This window comes from Streptomyces sp. NPDC017991 (assembly GCF_044328075.1).
Lineage (GTDB): Bacteria > Actinomycetota > Actinomycetes > Streptomycetales > Streptomycetaceae > Streptomyces.
Genome location: NZ_JBIRGP010000012.1, coordinates 69,392 through 84,721 on the forward strand (window position 1 = coordinate 69,392; position 15,330 = coordinate 84,721).

The following is a 15,330-nucleotide window of genomic DNA, read 5'->3' on the forward strand; positions in this document are numbered from 1 at the left end:
GCGCGCCGTCTTGATGGTCGAGGCGGAACTGCGACGAGAGATGACTCGTGGGGCCGCTGAGGCACATGTGTGTTCACACGAAAGGCTGTTGAAGTGGTGTTAGTGGATCAGAGGACGAGACGGATCAGCTCGGTCGCGGGAGTGGCGCTGGCGGCGGTCGTGGCTCTCGGGGGATGTTCGAGCGAGACGGACTCCGGCTCGGAGGAGAAGTCGACCGCGAGCGGCTCGCCCGCGGCCGATGAGAAGAAGCCGGACTCGGACGCCTCGGCATCGGCACCGGCTTCGGCCGCCGACCGGTCCACGGCCGAGGGAGCTGTCGCCGCGTGGGTCACCGCGGTCATCAAGCAGCAGCCCGAGGAGGCCTGCCTGGTGATGGCGGAACCGGCCAAGGGCTCGACGCCCGCCAAGGTCGGCAGTGCGCAGACCTGCGGCGACGACGCACCCGACCGGAAGCAGATCGACGCGACCGTCAAGCAGCTCGGGGAATCGTTCACACCCGAGCCGCCCTCCGCGGACCCGAAGGTGGAAGTCGCCAAGGCTCCGGCCACCGGCGACACCGTCGAGTTCCCCGCCGACAAGATCACCGTCGACGGGCAGACCCTCGAAAAGATCGTCCTGTCCCACTCCACCGGAGTGACGGCGGACCAGCTGGACATCAAGGTCCAGTCCAGCCGGATCGAAGACTCCTGGTACGTGACGAACCTCGACTTCGACATCGGCTAGGACCCGGCAGGCAAGCCGTATGCCCGCCTCATGCCCGCGTCCTTCGTGAAGGGGCATGAGGCGGGCATGTCCGACGGGTGGGCCGGATGAACGGCCCGGCGACGGCGGGCGTGCCGCCGAACCACGTATCGGATTCCGTGAGAGCCGGTCCACGACTACGCGATGGCCGATGCGGGAAGGTCGCTTCTGGAGAACTGCCCTTCGGAGAAGGAGCACAGGATGCACAACCGGCCCGAAGACATCCCGGCGCAGCCCGAACCGCAGGCGTCGCCTCCAGCCGGCTCCACGGCTGCGAGTGGCTCCACCACCGGGCCCGGCTCCACCGCTCCGCCCGGCTCCACCTCTCCGCCGGCGGACCAGCCCGCACCAGCGGGCCAGCCGCCGACGGAGACGCAGGCGCAGACGCCGCCCGAGGCCCAGGCACACCAGTCGCAAGCACAGGCACAGGCGCAGGCACACCAGGCGCAGGCGCAACACCCGCCGTCCTCACCACCTTCGCCACCCTCACCACCCTCGCCGCCGAGACCCGAGCCCGTGGTGCCGTCCCAGAGCACACAGCCGACGAACAGCTACGGCTACGGGGCCCCTCCGGCCTTTCCTCCGGCCCAGCAGTACCCGTACGGGCCACCGCCCGGGTCTCCCCCGCCCTCCGGTGGCAAGGGCACCGCGGGGCGCGCGGTGCTGTGGGCGGCGGTGGGTGCGGTCGTCGCCTCGGCCCTGTGGGCCGGCGGGCTCCTCCTCCTCGGCCCGCTCGGTGACGACCCGGATCTGGCGGGATACCGGGCCCGGGCCAACCTCTGCTCCTCGGTCGACTACGACTCGCTCAGAACCGAGTACACCGAGGAGGACAGCGCCCCCACGCACAACGCGCTGAAGCACGAGGCCATCGATCAGAGCTACTGCAGCATCTCCCTGAAGACATCCTCGACCTCCTCGTACGCGGACGCCTATCTCTCCGTACAGATGGATCTCCACAAGGAGACCGACCCCTCCGCCGAGTTCACCGCGCTGTGGTCCGAATACAGCCAGCGGTACGACGACTACGAGGTGGCGAAGGTGTCCGGCTTCGGTGACGAGGCCTATCTGGTGACCGAGGACACCACGACCGCCTCGGGGGTCGGCGGCAGTCGGGCGGTGATTCTCGCGGTGCGCGACGGCTGGATGACCTACCAGATGAACTGGAACGTCTACACGACCTCCTACGAGACGACTTCACCGCCCGAGATCGGCGAGGTCTCGCGGTGGGTGAAGTCGGACACCCGGTCGACACTGGAGAACCTCCGGTCCGACTGACCGGACGGCGCACGGCGTGCGGCTTATAGCGTGCGGTGTGCGGCGCGCGATGTGGGGTGAGCCAAGCGCTGACCCCGGAAGCCCGCGAGGGTCGGCGCCCGGCTACTGAGCCGTGCCCCCCGGGCCCGGCGCGCCAGCGGGCGGGATCCGAAGCGTGGGCGGGTCCCCCCGAGGAGCCTCCAGGGCGGCGCGCAGGGAGTCGACGGAGCCACGGCCGATACGCAGCGAGAGTTCTCCTTCGAGTGCCGCCAGGACGGAGACGGCTTCGAGGTGCGCCGCCGCGCCCTCACCGGTGCGGCGGATCAGCCGCCGGCGAGCGGACGACGGATCAGGGATCTGTTCGAGCAGCCCCATGCCGATGAGGCTGTGCACGGCCTGATGCGCGGTCTGGCGGGTGACACCCATGCGCCGGGCCAGCTCGGAGACCGTGGTGCCCTTCTCGTCCAGCGCGGCGAACAACTGGGCCTGTGTCGGCGAGATGGGCGCCATCCCCGCCTGCTCCAACGTCGCCACCAGCGCCTCGTCGAACCAGCGGCGGGCGTCGAGGAGCAGTTGCGGGAGGGGGGTGCCGACGGACTTCATGGGTTCCTCAAGAAAGACGCACAGGGGATCCGAGCTTAGGTCGGGGGATTGCCACGCACCCAATCTCTATGTCAGGCTGCCTGACATAGAGATTCACCCGTGTCCTCCGTGAGCCACCCCCGGGAGAGAACATGACCGCTGAATTCGCCACCCGCCACCGTTCCGCCTCACACATCCCCTCCGATCCGGGCAAGCCGTACTTCATCGAGAAGGGCATGGGGGACCGCGCCCACCTCTTCGGCGACCTGTTCACCGTCTACGCGGGCGGTGAGCAGACCGAGAACACGTTCAACTTCTTCACCGCCGAGGGCCCCGAGGGCGACATCATCCCGGCCCACTCGCACCCGGACACCTACGAGGTCTTCTACATCGCCGACGGCGCGGTACGGCTGTTCGTCGAGGACACCGCGGGCGAGCAGTACGAGAAGCTGCTGACCGCCGGCGACTTCGGCTTCGTACCCAAGAACTGTCCGCACGCCTACCGCATCGAGCGGCATCACAGCCGCATCGTGGGAGTGGCGGCCGGTCCCGGTGGCACCTTCGAGCGGTTCTTCGAGAACCTGGGCACGCCCACGGAGGAACTCGGCCTGCCGCAGCGGCCGTTCGTGCCCGAGCCGCACAAGTTCGGCTCCGTCCCCGAGCAGTACGACGTGCGCTTCCTGCCCGATCACCAGTGGCGTACGCGCGGATGAGCGGCATGGCCTGTCTCAAGGCGCTCGCGGCCGGGCTGCTCGTCGGCGCGCTCTACGCGATGATGCGGGTCAGGTCCCCCGCGCCACCGCCGGTCGCGCTGTTCGGCCTGCTGGGCATGCTGCTCGGCCAGGCCCTCCTGGCGGCGCTGTGAACACCCGGAAGGCCGTCCCGAAGACCGTCCCGAAGACCGCGGCGGGAACTACTCCGAAGACCGCTCCGAGCATCGTCCGCGCCGGACACTTCACCCGGCACGCCGCCCTCGCCTTCGTCGCGGGAGCGCTGATGGGCGCCGTCTACTGGGCGTTGTCCGTGCCCTCCCCCGCGCCTCCGCTGCTCGGTCTGACCGGGCTCGCGGGCATCGTCGCGGGCGAGCGGATCGTCACCGCGGTCCGCAACCGGACCTCCCGCCGCCGCCCGGTGCCCTCCGCCGCCGAGAGCCCCAGCGCCTCGACCCCCACCTCTCAGGAGCCCACTCATGACAAGCCCTGAAGCTCCGCCACTCGTCGACGTGCACGCCCACTTCGTCACCGAGTCCTATGTCCGGCAGGCCAGGGCCGCCGGGCACGAACTGCCCGACGGCATGCCCGGCTGGCCCACCTGGTCACCCGCCGCCCACCTGGACCTGATGGACCGCTGCGGTATCGGCACGGCGATGCTGTCGCTCTCCTCCCCCGGCGTGCACTTCGGTGACGACACCGCGGCCGGGCGGCTGGCTCGCGAGGTCAACGAGGAGAGCGCCCGGGTGGTACGTGAACACCCGGGCCGGTTCGGCCTGTTCGCCTCGCTGCCGCTGCCCGACGTCGACGGCGCCCTCGACGAGATCGCGTACGCCTTCGACACCCTCGGAGCCGACGGGGTGGTCCTGGAGACCAACACCCATGGTGTCTACCTCGGTGACGCGCGACTGGAGCCGGTCTTCGCGGAGCTCGCCCGGCGCGACGCCGTGGTCTTCCTCCATCCCACCTCTCCCGTGTGCTGGGAAGAGTCCGCGCTCGGACGGCCGCGCCCCATGGTGGAGTTCATCTTCGACACCGCGCGGACCGTCACGGATCTGCTGTTCGCGGGCACCCTCGAACGCCACCCCGACCTGAAGGTCGTCGTCCCCCACTGCGGCGGCGCCCTGCCGGTGCTCGCCGACCGCGTCAACGGCTTCATGAAGCTGTTCATGCCCGACGACCAAGGCGCTCCGGACGCCCTCACGCACCTGCGCCGCCTGCACTACGACCTCGCCGGCACCCCGTTCCCCCGCCAGGTCCCCGCGCTCCTGAACCTGGTCGATCCCGACCGGCTGCTGTACGGAAGCGACTACTGCTGGACGCCGCCCGCCGCCGCCGAAGCCCACGTCGCCTCGGTCGACGCGGCTCCGGTCCCGGCCTCGGTTTCGACCTCGACCTCAACCTCGACCTCAACCTCGACCTCGACCTCGGCTTCAACTGCGGCTTCGGCTTTGGCTTCGGCTTCGGCTTCGGCTTCGGCTTCGGGCGGAGGCGTCACCTGGCGATCCCTGACCACGGCCAACGCGCACCGCCTGCTGCCCCGCCTCGCCCGCTGAATCCCTTTTCCGCGGATCCCGGAGGAACCCATGTCCCTGGCACCCGACCTCGCCGCGCTTCTCGCCCCGCCGGACCCGGCCCGGCTGCCCCTGCCACCCGCGGCCCTGCCCACTCCCGGCGTACGACTGCTGCGCGGTGTCCCCTATCTGGTGCCCGACGGCCACCGTCCCCTGGAACTGGACCTGTGGCTCCCCGAGAAGCCGGCAGGGCCACTTCCTGTCGTCGTCTTCGTCCACGGCGGCGCCTGGCGCACCGGTCTGCGCGGCGATCCGGGCCCGGCGTTCCGCTCCTGGCGGCCCGGTCCCTTCGCCCGCCTCGCCCAGGCCGGATTCGCCGTGGCCTGCCCCGGCTACCGGCTCAGCGGCGAGGCCGTGCATCCGGCCCAGGTCGACGACCTGTCCGCCGCGTTGGCCTGGCTGCAGGTGCGCTCCGGTGAACTCGGACTGGACACCGCCCGAACCGTCCTCTGGGGCGAGTCCGCGGGCGGCCACCTGGCCGCCCTGCTCGCTCTCACCTCCCGCCGCCGCAGCCCCTCCGTCCCGCCCGTGACCGGCTGTGTCACCTGGTACGCCCCCACCGATCTCCTCGCACTCGTCAGGGACCCGGCGGACGGGCACACCTTCGAGGCGATGCTGGTCGGTGGTGCTCCGGCCGACGTGCCCGACCGCACCCGCGACGCCAGCCCCCTTCACCACGTCACCGCCGACGCGCCGCCCTTCCTCGTCCTGCACGGCACCGAGGACCACATCATCCCCAGCGACCAGGGTGTACGGCTGGCCGCCGCACTGCGGGACGTCGGAGTGCCGGCCGATCTGCGGCTGATAGACGGGGCCGATCACCTCTGGTACGGCCTTCCGGACGCCGAGGTCGAGCGGTGCTTCGCCCTGTCGCTGGACTTCAGCCGGGACCGCACCGCCGGTTCATCCCCCTGACCGGGAGGGACGGGCGGCCTCCGTCCACCCGGCCGACTGAGGCATGAACCTGTTCTCGGCCGCGTGGGCCGCCATGCGGGCGTTGCGGGCCCGGGCCTCGGGGCCGTCCGGCAGGTGGAACTCGTCGCCCGCCCGCGCGGCCCCGGCCTGCACGCTCGTGGCGGTCGCCAGCCGTCGGCGTACGTACCGGTCGAGTGCGTCGGGCACCTCGGCCGGCGCTGCGTCCTTGAGTACGTCGCCGAGCACGGCCGCGTCCATGATCGCCTGGGCCGCGCCCTGGGCCAGGAACGGCACCATCGCGTGCGCACTGTCGCCCAGCAGGGTCACGCGTCCGACGTTCCACCGCTCCAGCGGGGCTCTTGTGTAGATGCCGTAGCGGAACATCCGTCCGGCGCGTTCCAGGACGGCGAGCACCCGGGAGTCCCATCCCTCGAACTCGCCCAGTTGCTCGCCCGGTTCGGCCCGCGCGGTCCACGACTCCTGCGTCTGCTCCGCCTCGTCCGCCGTGCACACGGCCACCACGTTGAGCAGTTCCCCACGACGTACCCGGTAGTGGACGAAGTGGCGGCCCGGTCCCATCCAGACGGCGAGTTCCGGCAGGTCCAGATCGGCCACCCGGCCGGCCGGGAGCAGCGCCCGGTAGGCGGTGGTCTTCGAGAAGAGCGCCTTGTCCGCGCCGAAGAGCCACTGACGGGCCGCGGACCGTATTCCGTCGGCCGCCACGACCAGGTCCGCGCTCAGGCGCTCGCCGCTCGCCGTGGTGACATGGGCGGCCGTGTCGTCCTGATCGATTCCGACGACCGTGGTGCCCAGGCGCACCGACCCGGACGGCACCGCGGCGGCCAGTGCCTCGTGCAGATCGGCGCGGTGGAGGAGGAGGTAGGGCGCCCCGAACTCGTCCTCGACCTCGCTTCCCAGCCGGTAGCGGCAGACGTCGGTCCCGTCGGACCAGGTGCAGAAGCACACCTCGGAGGGGCGGTACGCCCGCGTGGCGACCTCGTCCAGCGGGCCCAGCCGCCGCAGTACGCGCGTGGCGTTGGGCGCGAGCTGGATACCGGCGCCGATCTCGGTGAACCGCGGGGTCTGCTCGACCAGTGTCACGTCGTGCCCGGCCCGGCGCAGGCTCAGCGTCGCCGCGAGTCCGCCGATACCCGCTCCCACGACGATCGCCCTCACGCCAGACCCCCGCCTCGGCCCATTCGTACACGATGTGCGAAGTGACCCCATTCAAGCGTCAGTCGGCTGCCCGTCATAGGGCGAAACTCGTTGGACATCGCATCGGCCGACGGCGACCGTTGACGGAATGCAGCAGGCAAAGATCTGGGACGCCGCCACCGCGCGGCGCTACGACACGCCCGGCACCGGCATGTTCGCGCCGGAGACGCTGGGGCCGGCCGTGGACCGTCTCGCCCGCCTCGCGGGGGAAGGGGCCGCTCTTGAGTTCGCCGTCGGCACCGGCCGGGTGGCCGTCCCGCTCGCCGAGCGAGGAGTCTCCGTCACCGGCATCGAGCTGTCACGGCCGATGGTGGAGCAACTGCGCGCCAAGGCCGACGAGGCGACGATCCCCGTGGTCATCGGGGACATGGCGACGACTGCCGCCCCGGGCGAATATAGCCTGGTCTACCTCGTGTACAACACGATCTCGAACCTCCTCACCCAGGCCGAGCAGGTCGAGTGCTTCCGCAACGCCGCCCGCCATCTCACACCTGGCGGCCGGTTCGTGATCGAGCTCTGGGTACCCGAACTGCGCAAGCTCCCGCCTGGCCAGGCGGCCACCGTCTGGCAGTCCGACTCCGACTACATCGGCCTGGACACGTACGACGTCCTGCGCCAGCACGTCGTCTCGCATCACTTCCGGTTCGACGAGACCGAGCGGGCGCGGCTGTTCCGCAGCCCGCACCGTTACATCTGGCCGGCCGAACTCGACCTCATGGCCCAACTGGCCGGTCTGGAACTGGAGTCCAGGCACGCGGACTGGGACGGCACGGCGTTCACCGCCGACTCGCGCTCCCACGTCTCCGTCTACCGGCTGCCGCCGTCCCGGTAGCCGGCCCGCGCCCCCTGACAGATGTCAGGGTCGGTGCGGCCGTGGTCCCTTCTAGCCTTGCGCGCGTCATCCCCACCGGCCCAGTCGTCAGGAGCACCATGCATCTGCGCACCCGTACGGCCGCCATGCTCAGTGCGGCGGCGTCGCTCGTCGGCCTCGTCGGACTCGCACCGTCCGTATCGGCCTCGCCGTCGCCCTCGGCGTCATCGGAAGGCACGTACTGTTCCGTGGTGGTGGAGCGGGTGAGGCCGGGCGAGAAGGTCTCCCGGGTGAAGAGCCGGACCTGTTCCGACGACAGGACTGCGGTGGCGAGGAACAAGAGCGCCGGGACGCTGCTCATGTCCTGGTACCAGGATGCCGGGTTCGGCGGCGGCCTGACCCAGGTGTACGGGGACTACGGTCCCTGCGACCGGTCCGGCTACGTCCTGGACGCCGGGCTCGCCCGCTACACGATCTCCTCGTTCGAGACGTACAACAACTGCGACGGACAGCAGGCCGTCCTCAACGACGGCCAGAGCGCCTTCTACTACTACGGCTACGCCACGGCATACGTGGGCGACCGGGCGAACGACAACATCGGCTGGTTCAAGGTCTGGGACGCGCTCTAGCCCACCGCGGGGCGGCGTCCTCAGGGCCTGACCAGATGCAGTTCGGTTCCGGAGGCTCGTACGCCCTCTGCTGCGGCGTCGGCCAGCGCGCTGTCGGTGATGATCGTGTCGAACGCGCCGAGGGCGGCCACCCGGTACTTGCCGAAGGTGCCGAACTTCGAGGAGCCCGCGACGAGCACGGACGTGCCCGTGCACTCTATGGCCGTCTGTTTGACCTCCACCTTGAGGTCGGAGGGAGTGGTCACCCCGCGCAGGAGGTCCCATGAGCTGGTGCTGATGAAGGCCATGTCCAGGGCGAGTTGCCGCAGGACGGTGGCGGCGAGACGGCCGACGCTGGAGCGGTTGGCGGACTCCACCTTCCCGCCGACGTGGATGAGGTCGAGGTGGGGAGCGGCGGCCATCAGCTGGTCCACGGTGGTGAAGTCGTTGGTGACGACGGTCAGGGCGGTGTGGTCCACGAGGAAGGGAACCATGGCCGACAGGGTCGTACCCGCGTCGAGGTAGACGGTCATGCCGTCCTCGACCAGTCGCGCGGCCTTGGCGGCCATGGCCTGTTTCTCGGGCTGCTCGATGAGCGTCTTGGCCTGGTGGCTGGGCTCGCTCTGCAGGTGGCTGGCGATCCGGGCACCGCCCGGTACGGAGAAGACCTGCCCCTGCCGCTCCAGTTCGGCGATGTCACGGCGGACGGTCATGTGCGAGACACCGAGGAGCTGGGTGATCTGCTGCACGCTGAGCACTCCGTCGCGGCGCAGGTGCTTCAGCAACTGCTCACGCCGCTGGTCGGGAATCAGCGGGAGGGAGCGGTCCTCGGCCATCGTCGATGGTCCTTCCTGTTGTCTCACCAAGACGTGTCTCACCGGCTCGTGCGTCAGCTGCCGACGAACGTGCTCAGGAGCAATACTCCACCCAGGCTGAGCAGTGACTGCAGGGAGAGCATCAGTGTCCAGGTCCGGAAGGTCTGGGACACCGAGAGCTGGAAGTACTCCTTGAAGAGCCAGAAGCCCGAGTCGTTCACATGGGACAGCATCACGGCGCCGGAAGCGCTGGCCAGCACCATCAGTTCGGGAGAGAGCCCCGGATACGCTCCGAGCAGCGGCGCGACGATGCCGGTGGCCGCGGCGGTCGCGACCGTCGCCGAGCCGAGGCAGATCCGCAGCAGCGCGGCGACGAGCCAGGCGAGCAGCAGCGGGGGTATCGACCAGTCCACGGCGTAGTCCGAGATGAGCTTGTCGATACCGGTGGCGGTCAGCATCGCCTTGAGGCCGCCCCCCGCGCCGAGGATCAGGACGATGCCGCCGACCGGTCCGAGGCCCTTGCCCGCCATCTTCTGGAGTTGTCCGAGGCCGAAGCCGGAGCGGACGCCCAGGGCGAAGAAGGCGAACACGACGGCTGCCAGCAGGGACAGCACGGAGGAGTCGCAGGCCTCGAAGAACGCGTACGGCAGGGTGCCCTCGGCCGTGTGGGACGTGCCTACCGTGCCGATCAGCATGAGGACCGGCGGCAGCAGCACCGTGATCAGCGCCAGGACGAAGGACGCGGGCCTGCGCTGGTTCTCGGGCAGCGGTTCGGGCTCGGGCACGGGCCCCCTGTCGAGGTCCGGGGCGGGTCCGAACCAGCGACTGGCGACCTTGGTGAGCAGCGGGCCGCTGATGACGGCGATCGGGATACCGATGATCAGGCCGTACATGATGGTCAGGCCGGTGTTGGCGCTGTAGGCGGAGACGGCGAGTGTCGGCGAGGGGTGCGGGGGCAGCAGGCCGTGCGAGATGTAGAGCCCGGCCGCCATCGGCAGCCCGACGTACAGCAGATGGGTGCCGGTGCGCTTGGCGACCGCGTACACGAGGGGTACGAGCATCACGAAGCTGACGTCGAACAGGTGCGGCATGCCGATGAGGAGGGCCGCCGCGGTGATCGCGGTGGGGATCCACTTGACCGGCCGCGCCCCGATGAACACGGTGGCGATACGGTCGGCGCCGCCGGAGCCCAGCAGGATGCCGCCGAGGATGGTGCCGAGGCCGATGGTGGGGCCGGTGCTCTTGAGCGCGTCGCCGAAGCCGGTCTGGAAGAACTCGACGGTCTTGCCCGGACCGATCCCGGCGGCGAGTCCCAGGCCCAGCGCGGAGATGCTCAGCGCCAGGAAGGGGTGCAGCTTCGCCTTGGTGATCAGCAGGATCAGGACGACGACGGCCGCCACGCCGAGGAGGAGGTTCTGGATGTCCGTGTCCATCAGCCGACCCTCCCGGCAGCGGAGCCGGTGTGGCCGGAGGTGGCGGGGGCGCGGGAGGCGCGGCCCAGGGTCCAGGCCTCCAGCAGGTCCTCGTCGGCGTCGGCGAGGTCGGCCAGGCGGATGAGTTCACCGGCGGCGACCGGGCGGGCGAGTGTGCAGTGCGCGGCGAGGTAGAGCGGGGCCACGTCGGAGGGGGTGTCCTCGTCGCGCAGCAGTACGGCCTGGACGTCGGTGACGTCGTGGTGGTGGCCGCCCATGGCCAGGACGGTCCCGGCGGGCAGGTCCTGCTGGGCGCGGCCGGCGAGGGCGGCGTGGGCGCGCGGGTCGGTGCCTCCGGACGGGCGGTGGTGCAGGACCGCGGAGAGCAGGGAGACCGGGGTCTCGACACCCATGAGGTGGTACGGCAGATAGATCGCGGCGTAGCGGCCGTCGCGGCTGACGACATGCCCCTTGCCCCGCAGTGTCTCCCAGGTGGTCCGGTCGCCGGTGCGGACCACGACGAACACGCCACCGGCGAAGGACGCCTCCTCCGGCAGCCGCAGCGCGCTGAACACGTCGACGGCTCCGGTGCGGTGGAGCAGTCCGCCGTCCTCGCGCAGCGCGTAGACGTCGGCGAGTTCCGCGATGCGGGCGACCGGGTAGTGCAGGCGCTCGACGTCGGGGCGGAAGCCGGTGTTGGTGGCGACGACGGCCATCTCGCAGTAGTCGGCGGTGGCGCCGACCGGCAGTGCCGACACCGCTTGGGCGCGGGCGGCGAGGGTGGCGCGGACGTCGTCGCCGAGGGTGAGCAGTGCGGCGAGTTCCGGCGCGGGGACGGTGGTGTCGAGCTGGGTGACCGTGCCCCGGTCGGGGTCGAGCACGAGGTCGTACTCGCTGGACTTGCCGATGGCCACGATGTCGAGGCCGAGCAGCTCGGCCCAGGTCACCAGGCCGATGAGGTTGGCGGGCTGGTCGCCGTCCGCGGTCGTGCAGACGACGCCGTTGTCCTTCGCGAGGTCCGCGAGGTGCAGGCCGGCGACGGAGTCGACCTCCTTGCTGACCATGGCGACGTGCCGGCCGCCGGTGAGCGCCTCGCGCGCCATCGCGTAGCCGTCCGCGGGGCTGCCGGTGGCTTCGACGAGGATGTCCCAGGGCGCGGCGGACAGCAGTGAGCCGTCCTGGACGAGGGCGATGTGCCCGGCCCGCGCGGCGGCGGCCACCTCGTCCGCGGTGCCGCAGACAGTCAGGTCCGAGGCCGGGTACCCGAGCTCCGACAGCATTGTCCGGAGGCCCGGTACGTCGCGGTCGCACAGGACGGCGGGGGCCAGCCCGGGGATGCGGGGCGTCTGCGCCAGCAGGGTCCGGGCGAAGCCGCCGCCGGCTCCGGACAGTGCGTAGCGCACGATCCGGTTGCCGGTGTCGGCGAACAGATGGTGCAGGTTCATGGACCCTCCTGGATGACGAGCGCGATGCGCGGCTCGTTAACAAGATGTATCAGCAGATCCCATCCAGGTAAAGTCTGTTAACATTTTTTCACACGCCCTGATCGCGCACCTTGACCACGGCCCCTGGTCGTGTCCAGGGGGTCATGTCCAGGGGCAACCACCCACCCCTCCCAAGGAGGCCTGATGCCGACCCTCGGGGCCATCGCCGACGACTTCACCGGAGCAACCGATCTCGCCACGATGCTGGTCGCCCGCGGCTTCCGCACCGTGGTGGCCGTCGGCTCCGACAGCATCGCCGACGAACCCGGGCGCACCGCGGTGGACGACGCGGACGCGGTCGTCATTGCGCTCAAATCGCGTACAGCCCCGGTCGCCGAGGCCGTGGACTCCTCGCTCGCCGCGCTGCGCGCCCTGCGGGCGGCCGGCTGCCGGCGCTTCTACTTCAAGTACTGCTCCACCTTCGACTCGACGGCACAGGGCAACATCGGCCCCGTCGCCGACGCGCTGCTGGACGCGATCGGGGAACGGCGCGCCGTCGTCGTACCGTCGTTCCCGGCCACCGGCCGCACCGTCTACCGCGGAAGGCTCTTCGTCCACGACGAGCTCCTCGACGAGAGCCCGATGCGCCACCATCCGCTCACCCCGATGCGCGACGCGCACGTGGGGCGCCTGCTGACACCTCAGACCACGCACCCGGTACGGCTCGTGGGCCTGGACACCGTACGGTCCGGGGCCGCGGCTCTGGCGTCGGTGCTGGACGATCCCGGTCTCGCCGACGCGCTCGTCGTGGTGGACGCCACCGAGGACGAGGATCTGCGCACCATCTCGGCGGCCACCGCGCACCACCCGCTCGTCACCGGCGCCGCGGGACTCGCGCTCGGCCTGACCGGCCCCCGGCCGGGGGCCGCACGCGTGGCAGCCGCGTCGCGCCCCGGCGATCCGGCCGTCGTGCTCTCCGGCAGCGCGTCCTCGGCCACCCGCGCCCAGGTGGCGCACGGCCGTGCGCGTCTTCCGCACCGCAAGCTCGATCTCGCCGCCCTGCGGGCCGATTTCGACGCCGCGGTCGGTGGACTGGTGGCGTTCGCCCGCGACTGCTGGGAGGACGACCCACTGCGTCCACCCCTCCTCTACGCCGTCGGCGATCCGAGCGACCTGGACGACTCCCCCGCCGCGTCCGCGCTGGTGGAGAGGGCGCTGGCCGCCTGCGCCACGCGCCTAGTGGCGGACGGCGCACGACGGCTGCTCGTCGCGGGCGGGGAGACGTCCGGCTCGGTGATCACCGCGCTCGGCGTGCGCACGCTCACCATCGGGTCACCCATCGCCCCGGGCGTCACCTGGGCCCGCGCCCAGGTCGCGTGCCGGAACCAGGACGACGGACGCGGCAGCGACGGGCACACCGAGGACGGACACCTCGTCGACGTGGCCCTCAAGTCGGGCAACTTCGGTGCCCCGGACATCTTCACCGAGGCCTGGAGCGCGCTCGTATGAACGACCCGCGAGACAACGACCCGCGGACCGAACTCGCGGCTGCGGGCGCCCACCTCGCCGCTCTCGGCCTCAGCCCCGGTTCTTCCGGCAACCTGAGCGTCCGCGAGGACTCCCGGATCTACCTGACTCCCACCGGTACGGACCTGTCCCGCGTCGACCCCGAGGCGCTCAGCGTCCTCGACCTGTCGGGAGCGCACCTCGACGGACCGAAGCCGTCCAAGGAGTTCCCGCTGCACACCGCGTTCTACCGCCGCGACGCGTCCGCACGGGCCGTGGTCCATCTGCACTCCCGCCACGCGGCGGCCGTGTCGTGTCTGCCCGCCTGGCGGGAGCACAGCGCCATACCCCCGCTGACGCCGTACTTCGTGATGCGCGTCGGCCAGACTCCCCTGCTGCCCTACGCCGCACCCGGCGACAGCGGGCAGGCCGATCTGATGGAGTCCCTGCCGTTCCCCTTCCGGGCGGCGCTGCTGCAGAACCACGGCCCGGTCGTCGCGGGCCCCTCGATGTCCGCGGCGGTGGAGTCGGCGGTGGAGCTGGAAGAGGTCTCCGCGCTCCTCCTCGCGCTCGGCGAACGCGCCCCCCGGCTCCTGTCGGCCGAGGAGATCGCACCGCTGGCGAAGAGGTACGGCTCGCCGTGGACCGCGACGGACTGACCTTTCGGGTCCCTCGGCCCGGGGGCATCCGTCCCGGGGGCATCCGTGCTGAGCGCCGGCGTACACCTCGGTGCGGTTGCGCACCCCGGCCCCGGTGGGCGAGCGTCCCTCGGCCGTGATGCGGTCGGCCACGGGGTGCGCCACGCGGTGCGGGCTGTCCGGTGCTTCGGTGGCGAGGTGGGCGCCGTGGACGCCGTGGACGCCGGCCGCGGCGGCGGCCCGGGCGTGAATCTGGCGCAATCGAGTGTTGCCATTCCGTTTCGGCGCACCGAGCCTGGGTGGCGCGGGAGCGCTCCCACAGTTCCGGCGCACTCCCACAGGTCCAGTCCAAACCTGGTCCCCCACCTCAAGAAGACCGGGAAACCCCCACCCCATCCGAAAGGGGCACGCCTTGCTTTGTCATGATCGCGTCAGCTCTTCTCGCGCGACCCTCGCCCTGAGCCTGCTCACCGCCGTGCTGCTCTGCCTGATCCCCTGGAGCGCACCGGCCCACGCCCACGGCTCGGTGGTCGACCCGGCGTCCCGCAACTACGGCTGCTGGCTCCGCTGGGGAAGCGACTTCCAGAACCCCGCCATGGCACAGGAAGACCCCATGTGCTGGCAGGCGTGGCAGGCCGACCCGAACGCCATGTGGAACTGGAACGGCCTCTACCGCAACGGCTCCGCCGGTGACTTCGAAGCAGTCGTCCCCGACGGGCAACTGTGCAGTGGCGGCCGGACCGAGGGCGGCCGTTACAACTCCCTCGACACCGTGGGCGCCTGGAAGACGACGGACATCGGCGGCAACTTCACCGTGAAGCTGTACGACCAGGCCAGCCACGGCGCCGACTACTTCCTCGTCTATGTCACCCGCCAGGGCTTCGACCCCGCCACCCAGCCCCTGACCTGGGACGACCTTCAGCTGGTCGCCCGCACCGGCACGTACGCCCCCAGTCAGAACTACGCCATCGATGTGAGCACCTCGGGCCTCAGTGGCCGCCATGTCGTCTACACGATCTGGCAGGCGTCGCACATGGACCAGACCTACTTCCTGTGCAGTGATGTGAACTTCCGCTGATCCATCGGTCCCCGCCGGGCGCGGCCCGTCCGGCGGGGGCAGGGAAC

The 15,330-nt window shown here is 70.9% G+C and carries 17 protein-coding genes; 12 read left to right on the forward strand and 5 right to left on the reverse strand.

Going from position 1 to position 15,330, the window contains the following annotated elements:
* Positions 1-102: 102 nt before the first annotated feature.
* Entirely contained in the window at positions 103-723 is a 621-nt protein-coding gene (locus tag ACH4DZ_RS31125; protein ID WP_398290737.1) for a hypothetical protein, read from the forward strand.
* Between the two features lie 219 nt (positions 724-942).
* Positions 943-2,016, forward strand: a complete 1,074-nt coding sequence (locus ACH4DZ_RS31130) for a hypothetical protein (protein WP_398290738.1) — start codon at positions 943-945, stop codon at positions 2,014-2,016.
* Positions 2,017-2,118: 102 nt separating this feature from the next.
* On the opposite strand, the gene ACH4DZ_RS31135 is transcribed toward ACH4DZ_RS31130, so the two are convergent.
* A complete protein-coding gene (locus ACH4DZ_RS31135) occupies positions 2,119-2,598 on the reverse strand; it encodes a MarR family winged helix-turn-helix transcriptional regulator (RefSeq protein ID WP_398290739.1) in 480 nt (159 codons plus the stop codon).
* Between the two features lie 131 nt (positions 2,599-2,729).
* On the opposite strand from ACH4DZ_RS31135, the gene ACH4DZ_RS31140 reads away from it, so the two are divergent.
* From ACH4DZ_RS31140 to ACH4DZ_RS31160, 5 genes are read left to right on the forward strand one after another with little or no spacing between them, the layout of a single operon-like run.
* Positions 2,730-3,290, forward strand: a complete 561-nt coding sequence (locus ACH4DZ_RS31140; RefSeq protein ID WP_398290740.1) for a quercetin 2,3-dioxygenase — start codon at positions 2,730-2,732, stop codon at positions 3,288-3,290.
* A 5-nt stretch (positions 3,291-3,295) separates the two neighbouring features.
* Positions 3,296-3,442: a DUF1427 family protein gene (locus ACH4DZ_RS31145; RefSeq protein WP_398290741.1), complete on the forward strand. Its 147-nt coding sequence runs from the start codon at positions 3,296-3,298 to the stop codon at positions 3,440-3,442.
* Entirely contained in the window at positions 3,439-3,780 is a 342-nt protein-coding gene (locus tag ACH4DZ_RS31150; protein ID WP_398290742.1) for a DUF1427 family protein, read from the forward strand. Before ACH4DZ_RS31145 ends, ACH4DZ_RS31150 begins: the two co-directional genes overlap by 4 nt.
* Complete coding sequence (locus ACH4DZ_RS31155; RefSeq protein WP_398290743.1) at positions 3,767-4,843, forward strand: amidohydrolase family protein; 1,077 nt, start codon at positions 3,767-3,769, stop codon at positions 4,841-4,843. The genes ACH4DZ_RS31150 and ACH4DZ_RS31155 overlap by 14 nt, the downstream gene beginning before the upstream one ends.
* A gap of 30 nt (positions 4,844-4,873) precedes the next feature.
* Positions 4,874-5,776 (forward strand): alpha/beta hydrolase fold domain-containing protein, encoded by a 903-nt coding sequence (locus ACH4DZ_RS31160; protein WP_398290744.1) that lies wholly within the window; start codon positions 4,874-4,876, stop codon positions 5,774-5,776.
* Here ACH4DZ_RS31160 and ACH4DZ_RS31165 read toward each other — a convergent pair.
* Complete coding sequence (locus tag ACH4DZ_RS31165) at positions 5,765-6,952, reverse strand: FAD-dependent monooxygenase (RefSeq protein ID WP_398290745.1); 1,188 nt, start codon at positions 6,950-6,952, stop codon at positions 5,765-5,767. The genes ACH4DZ_RS31160 and ACH4DZ_RS31165 overlap by 12 nt on opposite strands.
* A gap of 127 nt (positions 6,953-7,079) precedes the next feature.
* On the opposite strand from ACH4DZ_RS31165, the gene ACH4DZ_RS31170 reads away from it, so the two are divergent.
* On the forward strand, positions 7,080-7,823 hold the full coding sequence (locus ACH4DZ_RS31170) for a class I SAM-dependent methyltransferase (protein ID WP_398290746.1): 744 nt from the start codon (positions 7,080-7,082) through the stop codon (positions 7,821-7,823).
* Positions 7,824-7,921: 98 nt separating this feature from the next.
* On the forward strand, positions 7,922-8,431 hold the full coding sequence (locus tag ACH4DZ_RS31175) for a hypothetical protein (RefSeq protein WP_398290747.1): 510 nt from the start codon (positions 7,922-7,924) through the stop codon (positions 8,429-8,431).
* Between the two features lie 20 nt (positions 8,432-8,451).
* Here the strand turns inward: ACH4DZ_RS31175 and ACH4DZ_RS31180 are convergent, their stop codons facing one another.
* Genes ACH4DZ_RS31180 through ACH4DZ_RS31190 form a run of 3 tightly spaced genes read right to left on the reverse strand, consistent with a single transcriptional unit; the run spans position 8,452 to position 12,082 of the window.
* Complete coding sequence (locus ACH4DZ_RS31180; RefSeq protein WP_398290748.1) at positions 8,452-9,246, reverse strand: DeoR/GlpR family DNA-binding transcription regulator; 795 nt, start codon at positions 9,244-9,246, stop codon at positions 8,452-8,454.
* A gap of 53 nt (positions 9,247-9,299) precedes the next feature.
* Positions 9,300-10,658, reverse strand: coding sequence for a gluconate:H+ symporter (locus ACH4DZ_RS31185; RefSeq protein WP_398290749.1), 1,359 nt, complete (start codon positions 10,656-10,658; stop codon positions 9,300-9,302).
* Entirely contained in the window at positions 10,658-12,082 is a 1,425-nt protein-coding gene (locus ACH4DZ_RS31190) for a homoserine dehydrogenase (protein WP_398290750.1), read from the reverse strand. The genes ACH4DZ_RS31185 and ACH4DZ_RS31190 overlap by 1 nt, the downstream gene beginning before the upstream one ends.
* 183 nt (positions 12,083-12,265) lie before the next feature.
* Between ACH4DZ_RS31190 and otnK the strand changes: the two genes are divergently transcribed.
* The 3 genes from otnK to ACH4DZ_RS31205 all read left to right on the forward strand — a co-directional run bounded on the left by otnK (position 12,266) and on the right by ACH4DZ_RS31205 (position 15,283).
* Entirely contained in the window at positions 12,266-13,570 is a 1,305-nt protein-coding gene (otnK, locus tag ACH4DZ_RS31195) for a 3-oxo-tetronate kinase (RefSeq protein WP_398290751.1), read from the forward strand.
* On the forward strand, positions 13,567-14,226 hold the full coding sequence (locus ACH4DZ_RS31200) for a class II aldolase/adducin family protein (protein ID WP_398290752.1): 660 nt from the start codon (positions 13,567-13,569) through the stop codon (positions 14,224-14,226). The genes otnK and ACH4DZ_RS31200 overlap by 4 nt, the downstream gene beginning before the upstream one ends.
* A 391-nt stretch (positions 14,227-14,617) precedes the next feature.
* Entirely contained in the window at positions 14,618-15,283 is a 666-nt protein-coding gene (locus ACH4DZ_RS31205) for a lytic polysaccharide monooxygenase (protein ID WP_398290753.1), read from the forward strand.
* Positions 15,284-15,330: the final 47 nt, after the last annotated feature.

Bases quoted from the DNA above. Each gene is read 5' to 3' on its own strand.
- ACH4DZ_RS31130 (WP_398290738.1), top strand. From the start codon at position 943: ATGCACAACCGGCCCGAAGACATCCCGGCGCAGCCCGAACCGCAGGCG.
- ACH4DZ_RS31135 (WP_398290739.1), bottom strand. From the start codon at position 2,598: ATGAAGTCCGTCGGCACCCCCCTCCCGCAACTGCTCCTCGACGCCCGC.
- ACH4DZ_RS31140 (WP_398290740.1), top strand. From the start codon at position 2,730: ATGACCGCTGAATTCGCCACCCGCCACCGTTCCGCCTCACACATCCCC.
- ACH4DZ_RS31145 (WP_398290741.1), top strand. From the start codon at position 3,296: ATGGCCTGTCTCAAGGCGCTCGCGGCCGGGCTGCTCGTCGGCGCGCTC.
- ACH4DZ_RS31155 (WP_398290743.1), top strand. From the start codon at position 3,767: ATGACAAGCCCTGAAGCTCCGCCACTCGTCGACGTGCACGCCCACTTC.
- ACH4DZ_RS31160 (WP_398290744.1), top strand. From the start codon at position 4,874: ATGTCCCTGGCACCCGACCTCGCCGCGCTTCTCGCCCCGCCGGACCCG.
- ACH4DZ_RS31170 (WP_398290746.1), top strand. From the start codon at position 7,080: ATGCAGCAGGCAAAGATCTGGGACGCCGCCACCGCGCGGCGCTACGAC.
- ACH4DZ_RS31175 (WP_398290747.1), top strand. From the start codon at position 7,922: ATGCATCTGCGCACCCGTACGGCCGCCATGCTCAGTGCGGCGGCGTCG.
- ACH4DZ_RS31180 (WP_398290748.1), bottom strand. From the start codon at position 9,246: ATGGCCGAGGACCGCTCCCTCCCGCTGATTCCCGACCAGCGGCGTGAG.
- ACH4DZ_RS31185 (WP_398290749.1), bottom strand. From the start codon at position 10,658: ATGGACACGGACATCCAGAACCTCCTCCTCGGCGTGGCGGCCGTCGTC.
- ACH4DZ_RS31190 (WP_398290750.1), bottom strand. From the start codon at position 12,082: ATGAACCTGCACCATCTGTTCGCCGACACCGGCAACCGGATCGTGCGC.
- otnK (WP_398290751.1), top strand. From the start codon at position 12,266: ATGCCGACCCTCGGGGCCATCGCCGACGACTTCACCGGAGCAACCGAT.
- ACH4DZ_RS31200 (WP_398290752.1), top strand. From the start codon at position 13,567: ATGAACGACCCGCGAGACAACGACCCGCGGACCGAACTCGCGGCTGCG.